The following is a 13,760-nucleotide window of genomic DNA, read 5'->3' on the forward strand; positions in this document are numbered from 1 at the left end:
AGCGGCGGGCCGGCACCGGCCCGTCGCTCACGCGGGGAGAGCCCCGCACCTCGAGGAGACCTTGATGAAGCGATCCATGTGGTTCACCAGCGCGCGCTCGGCCGCCTCGGTCGTCCTTGCCCTCGGAGGCCTCGGGCTCCTGACCTCCGCGTGCAGCCGGGGCCGAGACGCCGAGGATCCGTCGGACCAGCAGTACAACGCCTACAACCAGCAGCCCGGGTACCAGCAGCCTGGGCAGTACCAGCAGCCGGGGTATCAACAGCCTGGGCAATACCAGCAGCCTGGGCAATACCAGCAGCCTGGGCAGTACCAGCAGCCGGGGTATCAGCAGCCCGGGCAGTACCAGCAGCCGGGTACGACCGCTCCGGCGACGACGGGGCAGCCGGGCCCGCTCGCTCTCCCGTGTACGAACGACATGGTCTGCGGCACGCACAAGTGCAACACGGCCGTGGGCAAGTGCGCCTTCCCCTGCGCGGCGAACACCGACTGCGCGGCGGGCTTCTCGTGCATGGGCGCGGGCTCGGCGACGGCGATCTGCGTGCCCGGCGGGCAGTAGGGAGCGCCGGGGTCCGGCGGCACGGGCCGCACGGGTGCGGTGACGTTCGGAGAGCCTGACGGGAGCGCCATCTCTCGCGCCGCTGGCAGGGCTCGGCTCTCGCCATGGCAGCGGCCAAGGCGGCTGGCAGCCTCCTGGCGACTGGATCCGGTCCTTCCAAGGCAGCTGGCAGCCTCCCGGTAACCAGATCCGGTTGTGCGGGGGTGAACGACCGGGAGCCCTGGTAACACTTTAGACCGGGAACCTAGAGCGACAAACGGCTTGAAACCCCGGACAAGAGCGGGAATTTGAACCGCCAAGGACGCCAAGGACAAAACACAATCTTGGCGAGCTTGGCGGTTCATTTCTCGCTCGATCAACGTGACCGGTGCCCAAGTCGAGGCTGGTACCGCGGCTCAGAAATCCCGCCAAAACGACCGGTCGCTCACGGCGGTCGTGGATCGGGTGCGCGAGCGCGCGGGCGACCACGTTGTCGACCAGGGCTCTCGGCGCCTGCACGATGCGCCAGCTGAGCCGGAGGACGCCGCGGGAGTGTCGCCGAGAACGCCTCGTCATCCCCCTGGTTGACGAGGGCCGCAGCTCGCGCGGCGCTCGGACCACCTGCTCCCAGGCGGCTCTTGAATGATTGCCTCTACTTCTTGACCGTTGAATGTATAAAGTCCAGCTTCCACTCGTTTCCGACCTTTTTGAAGGTCGCGCTCTCCAGCCAGTCGCGCGTAGCAAGGCTCCTGTCGTCCTTCACGAATTCGCCGTGATTGAAATATCTCATGCTTCCAGAAGCGTTATCGACGTTGATCGTGAAGCTGTCGAACGAGTAAGTGGCTTTGACTATTGGAGATGTGTTGATGATATCGATCAGGCCGTCGTTGTTGATCACCTTTCCGTTCTCGTAGATGACAAAATCAGGGGTTATTAGGGATCTCATCCCTGTGAAGTCCTTCTTGCTGATGCAGTCGAAGTACGCTATCAGCACTGCCTTCAAATCTTCGGGGTTGTCGAGCTTGCTGGGCTGGCAAGCAGATGATAATGCGATGAGTATCAGGGGAATTGATGTGGGTTTCATGGCGAGTGTCAGCCTCTGCTATTGCTGATGCCGCTTCCAATCATCCTTCGTTGGCAACCGTTCACGACCAGGATCAACGGTCGGTCACCCCTCGCCTCTGCGACGTAGACGTTGCGCCCGCCGAAACGCCGAAGGCCCGAGGGCTGCCGCCGGCGGGCCTTCTGGATCTCCGCCTTGTCGGAGGTCCCCAGTTTATATCACAAGCCGGGCTCCAGGTCCAGAGAGCGGCTATTGCCTTCGTCCGTCTACCGCCTCGTTCTCTGCACCTGGCGCCGCGTCCAGCTTCGCCTCTGCCGTCGCTGCGATCGCGGCCTGCGCCTCACGCCCGCCGAGCTCCTCCAGCACGCGCCTGCAGCCGCAATGCCCCGCGAGCTCGACGTGTCGGAGGCACTGGCGATGGCGCGCCGTCGGCGAGGGATCACCCGCCGACGCGCGAGGAGGCGGAGGCGATCCTCGATCGCGTGGTCGCGCTCGACCAGGACCACGCCGCGGCCGCGAATTTGGCGCTATGCTCCCGATGTCGATCCGGATGAGAGATCCCCCTGAGCGCGATCAACCGATCTCGATGCGTCGCGCGCGGCGCCTCCCGCTGGCGCGGCAGGCCGCTGTTGTCGTCGCGTTCGGCGGATGCGGGGGCGCGCTCGCGTCTTTGTATCCGCTTTCGCGAGGGCGACCGTGTCAAACGCCGAGCGATTTTGTTACGCCGGGCTCGTCCGTGATCGTTGGGTGGCCGCGCACAGCAAGAAAACGACTTGGTTTGGTCGACGGATGACCGAGGCTGCGGGCACTCATGGGAAAGACAGCGCAGTATCCAGCCGGGCTTCGAGCGTCGATGCTGCCGGAGCTGCGCTTTCGTTCTGCCGCGGGCAGCGGCCTGGACATCGTCGAGGAGACCATTGCATGTACTGGAAATTTCTGGCTAAGATCGCCATCTTCGCGCTTCTTCTTGGTGCCTGTGGAGATGGCGGAGGCGGCTCCTCGCCCGGAGCGGGCGGCGGACCCGCCTCGAGCTCGAGCGCCAGCGCGGGGGACGTCGTCAGCAGTTCGGTCACCAGCACGACGGAATATTGCTATGACCGTCCCAACGTGTCCGCCGCTTGCGCGGTCGATCACCCAACGCATCCGGAAGGTTGGTTCTGCGCGCCGAATGCGAGTGGGTTTTTGGGTCCAGATTGCATCGAGGGTCGGAATCTAGGCGAGTTCTGCTGCAACCCCGATGGAACCGGCGGCTCTGGGGGCGGAGGAGGGAGCGGCGGAGGAGAAAGCGGCGGGGGAGGGAGCGGCGGTGGAGAAAGCGGCGGAGGAGGGAGCGGCGGTGGAGAAAGCGGCGGAGGAGGGAGCGGCGGGGGAGGGGGTGCCTGAGCGAGGCGCTCTCGCCGGTGGTGCTGACTGACGAGGTGATCCCCGATTGGCTCGGGAGCTGACCCAGAGCGTCTACTCTATGCACGCTCGCGTGCGCCAGAGCTGAACCCCGAACATCGCCGCGGTGCTGCGCGGCGAGAAGGCTCCCGACGACGCGCTGGCCCGCGAGCTGGGCGCGATGGGGCCCCTCTGCGTCAGCGCGCGCGCCGGTAGTGCATCGCCACCGCGCCGCAGCGGAGCGGCTTGGCCGAGACCAGCTCGAGCCGCCGCGCGGCGGGCAGCCCGCTCTGGTACAGGGTCGGGCCGTGGCCGGCGAGCTTGGGGTGGACGAGGAACTCATACTCGTCGATGAGATCCAGCCGATCCAGCTCGGTCGCGAGCTTGCCGCTGCCGAGGAGCACGCCGGCCGGCGTCGCGTCCTTGAGCTTCTGCACGCCCATGCGCAGATCGCCGGCGATGTGGTGGCTGTTGGTCCACGGGAAGTCCTTGCGCGTGGACGACACCACGTACTTCGGCTTGGCCTCCAGCTTGACCGCCCACTCGCGCATCGCCGGAGGCGCCTCCTCGTCGCCGCGGGCGACCGCCGGCCAGTAGCTCTCCATCATCTCGTAGGTGACGCGGCCCCACAGCATCGCGCCGCTCTCGTCCATGAGGCGGGTGAAGAAGGCGCGCGTCTCGTCGTCGACGATCCCCTCCTGGTGGTCGACGCAGCCGTCCAGGGTGACGTTGATGCTGAAGGTCAGCAGTCCCATGCGGCGAGTCTCCCTCGGAACGAGGCATCGGTCAATGTTCCGGTATTGCAATGCGCACCGCGAGGCGCTCGGCTTTGTCATCCCGCAAGACGCTCGAGTCCGTGTCGTCGCAAAGCACAGGCCCAATGGTGGGACCGCGAGCGTCGTGATGGCTCGATCCTGGGTCGAAAGAGCGTGGTCCGGGCGGCGCCGTGCGCTAAGGGGCGCATCGGCGTGCCGTGGGCATACGTGTCCGTCCGGGCGTTGGCCTGGCCCGGGAGGCGCGTCGCGAGACGCTATGCGGCGTCACCGGGCGCCTTGCGGCGCACAACGGTGCTCTTCCAGTACGGCGGCCCTCGGTTGGGAGAGCGTGGCTTGCGCGCCTCCGGACGACGCGCAGCCCTCTGAGCCAACGTCGGGTGAGACAAGCTACCCCTGGAAATCTGTGATGAGAGGGCGGAGAATGGACCTGACCCGTGCCGAAGCCTTCCCATCTCCGAGCGGTCGATCCTACCCCCGCCCCAGCGGCGCAGGGCGCTGCTGCTCGCCCGAGTGGCGCCGCCGTCGAGAGCGTGCCGAAGCCGGGCAAGAGGCGGAAGTTCTCGGCGGCGGAGAAGCTGCGCATCGTTCGCGAGGCGGCCGCGTGCACCCTGCGCCGGCACATCGAGGCGTTGCTGCGCCGCGAGGGCATCTACAGCTCCCTCCTGGCGGCGTGGCGCAAGCAGCTCGCCCTCCACGGCAGCGAGGCTCTCGCGGAGCGTAAGCCCGGCCGCAAGCCGAAGCAGGACGCGAAGGACCGGCGCATCGCCGAGCTCGAGGAGCGCTCGGCGCGGCTCGAGGAGAAGCTCGCGTTCGCCGAGAAGCTCATCGACCTCCAAAAGAAAGTCTCTGCCATTCTGGGCGTCAATCTCACGACCGGCGGAGAGCGCTGATGGACGTCATCGAGGAGCTCGATGACCCGCACATCCCCATCGCGCAGGCGTGTGCAGCGCTCGGCGTCAGCCGCGCCACGCTCTACCGGCAGACCCGGCCCGCGTCGCCTCCCGCGCCGCCCCGGCCCGCTTGATGTCGGTGGGATAGAATTGATGGCGTTCTGGACATGTGCAAATTGATCGGTGCGCAGCGAGCTTTGCACATGGAGAGTTTGTCATATCGATTGGTGGGTCACTTTTAGGGCACTGTGCAAGCAAATAGAAACAATACGATCAGCCATGGAAGAAAAAAGTTTCTGGCAACGCAATCAATCCGACAAGGCACAGAATCAGATAGCGCGCGAAGCGAAGAAGTTTGGCCTTGATAAAAAGGCGCTGAATATCGCATACAACGCGTGTAAAGATCTGGATGCTTTTGATCCGGCGCTGACGGATTATCTGGAGCCGCCCGAAGAAGATCTTGCTTATGCTATAGAGAAAAAAGTACTGTTGCGTTTGCCGCTCAATGAACACGATCAAACGATTTCCATGTTGCGCGACAAGGTTAGGCAGGTGGATCGTGTCAACGTTGTTAATTCATTTGTCGCCAGTTTGAGTGCCGGCAGACCCGATTGGCGCTCGCCGCTTTCTTCTTATGCCTATCATTTGCATCACCCTGCGCATGATGCGCAAGAGAAGTCATTGGGCCACACAGGGAATTACGAATGCCAAATTTGCGGCTTTCTGCGAAATCCAAACAATGGACACGCAGGGGTCATCGAATATATAATAATTCGCTTTCGCGGCGGCGGCATTCACCATCCCTCGCCAGGCTATGCGCTGGCAGATTTGATCTGGTCTCAGGAAGGCGAGAAAGTCAAACCAAGCGAAGCGGATTGGAAAATTTTATCGAAGATCTTCTCGGTCATCAGGGCATTGCCTGAGACGGCTCAATTGAAAGAATTGAATGAGAGCCTGTCGGGCCTTGTTAAAGGAAATAAGTCTGATCGCCAGGGCATACTTGAAACGCTGGGTTATTGCGGCATTCTAACCGCGCGCAGCAGGCCGACTGTTTGCAACACCTGGTTTCGTCCACACGAAGATCTTCCTTCACATCTTTATAAGAAAGAATGGCGTTACCCGACTTGCTGGTGGACAGGTGAAGAAGGGTTGGGCGAGGAAGCAATTGCGTTCTGGTTTCCGGAATTGAGTCTAATGTGACAATGCACATTCCGTCGGCACCATGCGCATACACGAAGCGGGCGTCGATGTACCCGTCGGCCTCACGGTCGAGTTGGATCTCGCGTCACCGGCCCTGCGGATCGTGGTCGATCAACCGCCGGTCGCGCCGCACGCCCGCGTGGTTGACCTCGATGAAGGTGATCCGCCCGGCGTCATCGCAGCCGCAGGTGTGATCCGTCGGGCAGACACCGGCGGGGCACGGGCCGCCGCGGAAGCCCGATGCCATGCTCGCGCTGTTCGAGGCCGTCAGGGATCGAACCGGGGTCGAACCCCGTTCCTTCGAGCGGGGCAGCCGTCGCGGCGGAGGCGGCGATGAGCGTCCGTTCGTTGAACAGGCGCTTCAAGGCAAAGACGGGGACAACACCGCTGCAATGGCTGCTGCGGGCTCGACACCGCGCACCAGGGCAATATGCCGTTCGTGCGGCGCTATGAATGTGCTCCTATGAGCCATCACGGCCCGCCGCGGGAGCGCGGGCTCGATCAAGGAGACGTCCATGAACGCGAAATCATTCGTCCGTAGTGCGCTCGCCGGTGCGTGTCTCATGTCCAGCGCCGTCGCGACGGCGCAGGACCTCCAGTTCTTCGGCACCGGCGGCACCGGGCTCGACATCGGCCACGGCGGCGGCAAGGTCTGGGCGGTCGGCGTCACCGGCAAGGTCTACCGTTTCGACACCCCGCCCGGCGCGTGGACCGAGATCGGCGGCATCACCACCGGAATGCGCATCGACGTCGATAGCGGCGGCAACCCGTGGGTCGTGACGAGGGACCAGAAGCTCTTCACCTGGAACGGCGGCTGGTATCAGGTGTACGGCGACATCCGCGATGTCGGGCGCAGCGCCGTCGGCGACCACATGTGGGCGATCGGCGGCGGCGGCGACGGCCGCGGCAACTTCAACATCTACCGGTGGGAAGGGCAGGCGGGCTGGGTGCAGAAGCCCGGCGTGGCCGCGCGCATCGACGTCGATCCCGATGGCGTGCCGTGGGTCGTGAACGCGTACAACGCGATCTACCGCTGGAACGGGGCCGACTGGAACCAGATCCCGGGCGGCGCGACGGACATCGGCATCGGCGCGGAGCGCTCCGTCTGGGTCGTGGGCAACGACGGCACGCTCTTCTGGTGGAACAGCCGGGACTGGGATCGGCGAGGCGGCCGGCTCGCGCAGGTGAGCGTCGACGAGGGCGGCAATCCGTGGGGCGTCGATCCGGCGGGCAGCCTGCTTCGCGGCAAGCGCACGGACGTGAGGATCGTCCACGCGTACGATGGCGCAGAGCTCTACGCGGAGGACTACTTCCAGAACGGATCGCGATGGAGAGCGGTCTTCGTCGATTACGGGGGGGGCCGCCCCGCCGCACGCTGGATCTTCGGCGGCGACGGATCGCTGCGCAACGTCGCCGCGAACAAGTGCATCCACCTGAAGGGGGAGGGGGTGAGCGGCTGGACCTGGCTGCTCGATTGCAATGGCGCGCCCGAGTCCATCGGCTGGTTCTGGAGCGCCTCGGACCGCACGATTCGCAAAAGCTCGCATCCGGCCGGCTGCGTGTACAGGAACGGCTCGAGCAGCTTCGAGTTCGCCCTCACGTGCGAGCGCGAGATGCGCTACGCGATCACCATCGACGTGAGATAGGCGTGAGTCGTTGCAGGCGTGGGGGCCGTCGCCTCTGGCGAGCGCGACGGCGCGATCACAGAGGAGATCCTTCAAGGCCCAGCCTGGTGCGGTCGAGCACGCTTCTTTTACGACGGAGACGCCCTCCGCTGCCGGCTGCTCGGCGCGGCGCGCGAGGTCACGCGGGTGGCGTAGCCGCCGCGCGCTCGGCGCGGGCATGTGTGACGCGGCCGAGCACCCCGGCAGCCTCGGCCGTGGGATGGGCCGACCACCAGGGCCATGAGCGGGACCGCTCACCAGCGCGATGGACAGCAACCAGCCTGCACGATCGAGCAGTAACCATCGTGAGCGTCGACATTTGATGCGTGGCGGCGTGCCGCGTATCCTGGGAGAAAGCCCTCGCTCACCTTTCTGCAACAGGTTTCTGCAACAAGCCGACCAACCGTGACCCAGCTCGACCTTCGGTGGTGCGTCCGCACCGAACAAGCACCCTGCACGGCCTTCGTCAAGAAGGTCGACCCTTCGCTACCCGCCGCGGCCGTCGAGGCGCTCGAACGATTGGATATGCATGCTCGCAGCGCGAACGCCTTCTTCGCAGGCCTTGGCTTCGGAGACGCCGCTCGGCATGAGGACATTCTGCTCATTGCGAACCTTGCCGAAGCGAACGCGCGCAGCATCACGTCCGCCGATGAATGGGGAGATTGCAATGAGGTGCTTCGTGATTCGTCGCTCTGCGACGGGCGAGGAGCCATTTTGTTCGGCGTGCGCGGCTCGCAGCTTTGCGCCGATCCGGACGTGGTGACGCACGAGCTTGCACACGTCTGGATGCATCCGATGCTGGGCGAAGGCCGCTGGACCCTCGACGCCGCAGGCAGCTCGGACGACCCTGCGATCATCAAAGAAGCCCTCGCCGATTTCTACGCGGCCGTCAAAAGCGGCGATCCGGTCTGGGGAGAGCGTTCGGCATTTCCAACGGAGGCCGCTCGATCTCTTCGTGTAAAGGTTGTTTTCCCGGAAGCCCGCACCGGCGCCGCCCATGACGATTCATTGGCGCTCTCGAGCGCATTGTGGGGTGTGTACACGGAGGGAAAGGACCGTTTCGTCGAGGGTCTCACGCGCTACCTCGTCCACACGGCGTCGCCTCCGAAAGCGCTTGGTTCTTGGGCTCGCGGGCTGGTCGTGGAGCTGCAATCGATGGACCCGGCGCTTGCCGCGATGTGGCAGCGCGCAGCGGAGGAGCATGGGCTCTTGCTGGAAGAGCGGGTGCTCGAACTCAACTTTGGGTCCATGACGCGCGCCCATGCGGATGGGTTTTGGGTTCCCGGGCGGCGTGATGTGCCGGACGCGCCGCTGCCGCGGTCGGTACTGCAATTCCGTGGGCAATCGCCGGCAGCAGGAAAGGCGATCCTTTCGCTCCGCGTCGCCGCGGGCGCCGAGCGCGACCTGGAGGCCGTCGTTCGGGCCGGAGAGCTGGTCGACGAGGCAACGGCGCTCGGGGCACGGGCAGCATTCACGCGTGCGGGTGGTCGATTCGAGGCGTCGTTGGAGCTGCCGCAGGAGCGTTATTACGTGCAAATCACCAATCGGGGGGAGGCCGCGGCATTATTTGATGATCTGGCCATTCGCCTGGTGGAATCGGCGCCTACATCGACGCCGCCCGACGGTGGGTCGCCCTCGAACGCGATGGTTGTCGGCGTGGGCCTCGTGGCGGCAGGTGCATTGGCGTTTGCGGTGCTGAGGTCGCGCTTCGAGAAGCGCGCGGCCGCCGTGAGCTCGCGGCGATGAGGTGTTGGCACAGGTATGTCCAGCGCTTCGACTCGACCGCTGGCGGATGTTCCCGAATCAGGAACGCCTGTTCAGGGGGAGCGTCGGAGGGGGATGGGGCAGCGTCAGGGGAGCGCGAGGCCGCAGAACAGGCCGCCTACATTGCGGCCGCAGATGTCGGAGCTGCCGTCGCCATTGATGTCGGGGAAGCGGATCGTCGACCAGCGCGATGCGTTCGCGTTCCAGGCGTTCGAGTCGGTGTAGTTCAGGTCCCAGTCGCTTGTGCTGGTGAATGCCGTTCCCGAGGACACCGCGCAGAGCACCTGATTCGCTCCCCGACCGCACACGTCGGCTTTGCCGTCGCCATTGATGTCCGGGAAGCGGATTGTCGCCCAGTAATAGGGCTGCGAGCTCCAGTTGCCGGCGTCCGCATAGGCATTGACCCAGATGGATGACGCGCCAAATGCGGTGCCCGTGGAGAGCGCGCAGCGAATCCCAAACTCTTCGCGCCCGCAGATGTCAGCCTTGCCATCGCCGTTGAGGTCGGGGAACTGGATTGTCCCATAATACTCGGGACCGTGGCTCCAGCCCTTGCTGTTGCTGAAATCGGTCGTCCACCAGTTCGTCGCGGCAAACGCAGCCCCTGTCGACAGGCCACAGATGATTCCGTCACCGCCGCGCCCGCAGACGTCCGCCTTGCCGTCGCCGTTGAGGTCGGGGAAGCGGATGGTCTTCCAGTGTATGTCCGAGGTCCACCCCGCCGCGTCGCTGTAATCGTCTGACCAGAAAGACGACGCGCCAAATTCGGTGCCCGTGGAGAGCGCGCAGCGCATCCCAAGCTCATGGCGCCCACAGATGTCAGCCTTGCCATCGCCGTTGAGGTCGGGGAACTGGATTGTCCCATAATACTCGGGACCGTGGCTCCAGCCGTTGGGATTGCTGAAATCGGTCGTCCACCAGCTCGTCGCGGCAAACGCAGCGCCTGTCGATAGGCCACAGATGATTCCGTCACCGCCGCGCCCGCAGACGTCCGCCTTGCCGTCGCCGTTGAGGTCGGGGAAGCGGATGGTCTTCCAATGTGCGTCTGGGGTCCACCCCGGGTCGGTGTAATCGTTTGACCAGTGCGAGAGCGCGTCAAATGCGGTGCCCGTGGAAAGCGCGCAGTGAATCCCGTCCACGTCGCGCACGCAGACGTCGTCACGATTGTCGCCGTTCACGTCGGCGTATTGAATGGATCCATAACGGGCCTCGCTGGCGCCCCACCCTTCGGCGTCGCTCAGGCTGCTACTCCAGTATTGGGCGTCTTTGAACGACGTGGCGGGGACGACGAGCGCATACACGAGCTGGAGCGGCGGGACGACCTCGATCGGGTTGCCGCCTGTGACCGTATTCCAGCCGCAATGGCCGCCGCCCGTGAGGTGCACCGTGCGCCCACCTGCACCATACGTGGTATTGCCGCTCGGCATGAAGCCAGCCACGGTAAACTGGTCGGGGGCGACGACGAAGGGAACCCCTGTGAGATCGACGTTTCCGACGCCGGAGCTGCTCCCCTGGGCCAAGCAGTCGACAGCGGACCCATAGGGTACGGAAGTGAGGATTGCATCGCCGTGGTCCAAACTGCCGGTCGATGTGGAGAACGTCAGGTCGTTGGGATCCACCTGGAGCGTCGCCGGATCGATCCGCACCTTCGTGAAGCTCGTCCGCACGTCGGTCCCGGGAGAAGCCCCGCCGGCGGTGTATTGCGAATAGTTCGCGTTCGTCGTGTTGACGAGCGAGAGGTAGGTCCTGGGCGTGCCCGTCATGTCATGGCAAGTTGCCGTCCAGGGCTTTTGAGGATCGCCGCCGACGTAGAGCGTGTACTCGCCGTCGTCGGCCGCCGGATCCGCTGCTCGGCGCTCCGCACAGCTCGAGAGCCACTGGTTCTCGCAGATGCCCGCAATGCAACTTCCATCGGCGCAATCAGCGTCCTGAAAGCACCTCTGACCCTGTGCGCAGCCGATGAAGCAGGCGGCACCGCAATCGATGTCCGACTCGCCAGGCGAGAGCTTCAGGTCCTTGCACGTCTCATCGACGCATCGATAGCCGTTGCTGGCGCCGGTCGCGCACTCCGCGTCGATGTTGCAATACGCGCCCAGCGCGCAGGCATTGCAGCTGCCGCCGCAATCGGCCCCGCATTCACCGTTGTTCTTCGTGTTGTCCTCGCAGGGATCGGCCACGCAGAATCCAAGGCTGGAGCCGCTTCCCGGCAACGCTTTGCAGAAGCCGCTCTTGCAATCGCTCGGCGTCAAGCACGCCCGCCCAAGGGGGCACTTGTCACAGAGCGCTCCGCCGCAATCCGTGGCGGTCTCGTCCCCGTCGATGATCCCATCCTGGCAATGATCCGTATTCGAGCACTTCCCGGCCGCGCAGAAACCGACCGCGCAATCGCTGTTCTTCGAGCACCCTTTGCCTTCCGCACAGCCATTGCATTGACCTCCGCCGCAATCGGCGTCGGTTTCGAGGGCGTCCTGCGCCGCGTTGGTGCACGTGGGCGTGCAGTAACCGAGCCCCAGTACGCTCCACTTGTCTTCAACCAACGGAAATTCTTTTGTGAAGAGCTCGGGCGGATACCACGTCGCCCCAAGCGCGGTTCCGGATGTGCCAAGGAAGCTCGAGCCCGGGACCTGTCCGCGCGCTCCGACCTTGAGGCCGAGGCCGGCCGAAAGGCCGAGCTTCACTTCCCCTTCGGGCTTCCAGGTCGTCGCGGCGTTTTCGCAGGAAGTCGTATACGATGCTCGCCCGATGATCGACGCCCGGAGTCCCGCGTTCAACCCAACGGTGTCATAAATGAACGCATTGATGCGGGGAATGAGCCCGCACGTGGCGACAAGCGAGCCACCGGCGAGCACTTGAATGTTGAACCTGTTGCCTACTTTGACGTCCGGCTTCGAGCTCGTGACGGCTCCATTCTCATAGCGTGCCGAGTATTTGAACGTCAGCGATTGCTCTGTTTCGAGCACCGCGGTGATGTTCGCCTGCGCTTGGAGGCCGCACTCGAGGTCGAGCTGGAACGTCTCGGTGAAGACCACCGGCACGGGGCCGGCCGCGACCGTTTGTGTCATTGGCTTGGAGATGAAGATCGTCTTCGTCCAAGCCGTGCCCGGCTTGAGATCCGGATGGCCCAGGAAGAATTCTTTGGTGTGCGTTTCGACTTCGGCCCGGGTCGTGGGCGCTTCCTTGAAGAGGTTTTCCAGGTCGACCCCCGACTTGCCTCCGGCCGACTCGATGGTAGCCTTGAACGCGAGGTCGATCTTCTCCGATGCGCGCAGGTAACTGTCGGCGTTGATCCACAAGGCAAACGGCTTGTCCCCTCCGATGGAGCCCAGCCCCGGAACGGTGAAGCCGACCTGCACTTTCGGGTTGAAGGCCAGCGTGCCGGTGACGATTGCGTTGCCCTTGATGCCTAGCTCCAGCGGCAACTTGCCCGAGGGGTTGATGGTTTTCTTGTAGTCGAGGTCGAGGAAGTCTTGTGAGACCGACTTGCTGATTTCCTTGTCCAGCGGAACGCTGCCGTCGAAGCTCTTCGCTGTCACGGTTTGCCAAACGGTGTTCGACGCGCTCGCGATGGCCTTCGCCGCTCCGCCAATGGCGCCCCCGACGGCGCTGACGCCCTTCTTCGCGGCTTTGGCGAGCCAACCGAAGGCCGGATCGCCAGGCATTGCCGGAGGCAGCGACATGCCGTCCTCACCGACGTCGCCTGCCTCGAGGGGGAAGCTGTCGGTGAGAACTCCGGGGCTTTCGCTGGAAAAGTCGACATTGGCGTACAGATTCTCGGCGGCCCACTCCAGGTCGAGCTTGGTCAAGTCGACTGCCTGAGCTTTGGCGGGGTCGAACGTCATCTGCACGTCGCCCTCGAAGAGCTCTTGAAGGACGGGGATTTCCGTCGTGACGACGATGTTCGCTCCCTGCTCGGCGACGCTCACGACGCGCCGAGCAAAGCCCAAGGGGTTTTTCCCTGCGCCTGCACCCGGCCCCGCGACGACGATGCGCCCGGGCTTCCAGGTGAGAACTTCCGGGTGCGTCGCTCCGGGAAAGACGAGCTCGGTGGCCGTGACGGTTACGTCGTCCGTTTGCGCCTTCGTCGCGGGTTCGACACCCGGCCGTGGGGTCAGGTTGTTGTAATCGGGGTCGAGCGAGGGCTGCCAGTTGGCGGCGATGGCGTCGAGGGCTTCTGTCGTGTCGCCTCCTGAGATGTTCGTTCCCGCCGGCAGCGTTTCGTCGGGCGGGGGGCCGATGGGCGGGGGCGCCGTATCGCTGCAACTGGCAGCGATGATGACACCGAGGCACAAGAGGGGCAGTGCGACCGTGTGTCTGGTTCTCATTGGCTCCTGTTACGAGTGAAAAGGTGAAGGCCCAAGGGGTGGTCCCCCGTGGGGGGCCGGCGCACGACAAGTCCGGTGCCTGTCGCAGTCAGGCAGGAGTCGCCGTGATTGCTGCTTTACCGCCCAAGAGCTCCAGGAGAGGCATTCGGGGCTGCTCATCGACGGA

The 13,760-nt window shown here is 64.5% G+C and carries 10 protein-coding genes and 1 pseudogene; 7 read left to right on the forward strand and 4 right to left on the reverse strand.

Annotated features, from left to right (window positions below):
* Positions 1–64: 64 nt before the first annotated feature.
* On the forward strand, positions 65–556 hold the full coding sequence (locus WMF34_RS46430) for a hypothetical protein (RefSeq protein ID WP_012241702.1): 492 nt from the start codon (positions 65–67) through the stop codon (positions 554–556).
* Between the two features lie 631 nt (positions 557–1,187).
* Here WMF34_RS46430 and WMF34_RS46435 read toward each other — a convergent pair.
* Both WMF34_RS46435 and WMF34_RS46440 read right to left on the reverse strand, forming a co-directional pair.
* Positions 1,188–1,619: a nuclear transport factor 2 family protein gene (locus WMF34_RS46435; protein WP_012241703.1), complete on the reverse strand. Its 432-nt coding sequence runs from the start codon at positions 1,617–1,619 to the stop codon at positions 1,188–1,190.
* Positions 1,620–3,175: 1,556 nt separating this feature from the next.
* The gene (locus WMF34_RS46440; RefSeq protein WP_437991842.1) at positions 3,176–3,733 is read right to left on the reverse strand and encodes a dihydrofolate reductase family protein; all 558 of its coding nucleotides are present in this window, start codon (positions 3,731–3,733) and stop codon (positions 3,176–3,178) included.
* A 455-nt stretch (positions 3,734–4,188) separates the two neighbouring features.
* On the opposite strand from WMF34_RS46440, the gene WMF34_RS46445 reads away from it, so the two are divergent.
* The 3 genes from WMF34_RS46445 to WMF34_RS46455 all read left to right on the forward strand — a co-directional run bounded on the left by WMF34_RS46445 (position 4,189) and on the right by WMF34_RS46455 (position 5,844).
* On the forward strand, positions 4,189–4,644 hold the full coding sequence (locus WMF34_RS46445; RefSeq protein WP_012241706.1) for a transposase: 456 nt from the start codon (positions 4,189–4,191) through the stop codon (positions 4,642–4,644).
* Complete coding sequence (locus WMF34_RS46450) at positions 4,644–4,778, forward strand: hypothetical protein (protein WP_437991843.1); 135 nt, start codon at positions 4,644–4,646, stop codon at positions 4,776–4,778. The genes WMF34_RS46445 and WMF34_RS46450 overlap by 1 nt, the downstream gene beginning before the upstream one ends.
* Positions 4,779–4,923: 145 nt before the next feature.
* Entirely contained in the window at positions 4,924–5,844 is a 921-nt protein-coding gene (locus WMF34_RS46455) for a hypothetical protein (RefSeq protein WP_437991844.1), read from the forward strand.
* Positions 5,845–5,929: 85 nt separating this feature from the next.
* Here the strand turns inward: WMF34_RS46455 and WMF34_RS46460 are convergent, their stop codons facing one another.
* Entirely contained in the window at positions 5,930–6,091 is a 162-nt protein-coding gene (locus WMF34_RS46460; protein ID WP_157907390.1) for a hypothetical protein, read from the reverse strand.
* A 68-nt stretch (positions 6,092–6,159) separates the two neighbouring features.
* On the opposite strand from WMF34_RS46460, the pseudogene WMF34_RS46465 reads away from it, so the two are divergent.
* The 3 genes and pseudogenes from WMF34_RS46465 to WMF34_RS46475 all read left to right on the forward strand — a co-directional run.
* Positions 6,160–6,264 (forward strand): annotated as a pseudogene (locus tag WMF34_RS46465) (helix-turn-helix domain-containing protein); the annotation flags it as partial.
* A gap of 95 nt (positions 6,265–6,359) precedes the next feature.
* Positions 6,360–7,490, forward strand: coding sequence for a tectonin domain-containing protein (locus WMF34_RS46470; protein ID WP_012241709.1), 1,131 nt, complete (start codon positions 6,360–6,362; stop codon positions 7,488–7,490).
* 423 nt (positions 7,491–7,913) lie between these two features.
* Positions 7,914–9,254 carry a hypothetical protein gene (locus WMF34_RS46475; protein WP_437991845.1) on the forward strand — a complete coding sequence of 447 codons (1,341 nt, stop codon included), beginning with the start codon at positions 7,914–7,916 and terminating at the stop codon, positions 9,252–9,254.
* 104 nt (positions 9,255–9,358) lie between these two features.
* Here WMF34_RS46475 and WMF34_RS46480 read toward each other — a convergent pair whose 3' ends face one another.
* Positions 9,359–13,594 carry a hypothetical protein gene (locus WMF34_RS46480; RefSeq protein WP_437991846.1) on the reverse strand — a complete coding sequence of 1,412 codons (4,236 nt, stop codon included), beginning with the start codon at positions 13,592–13,594 and terminating at the stop codon, positions 9,359–9,361.
* Between the last annotated feature and the right edge of the window lie 166 nt (positions 13,595–13,760).

The organism is Sorangium sp. So ce145 (genome assembly GCF_051525985.1).
GTDB lineage: Bacteria > Myxococcota_A > Polyangia > Polyangiales > Polyangiaceae > Sorangium > Sorangium cellulosum_B.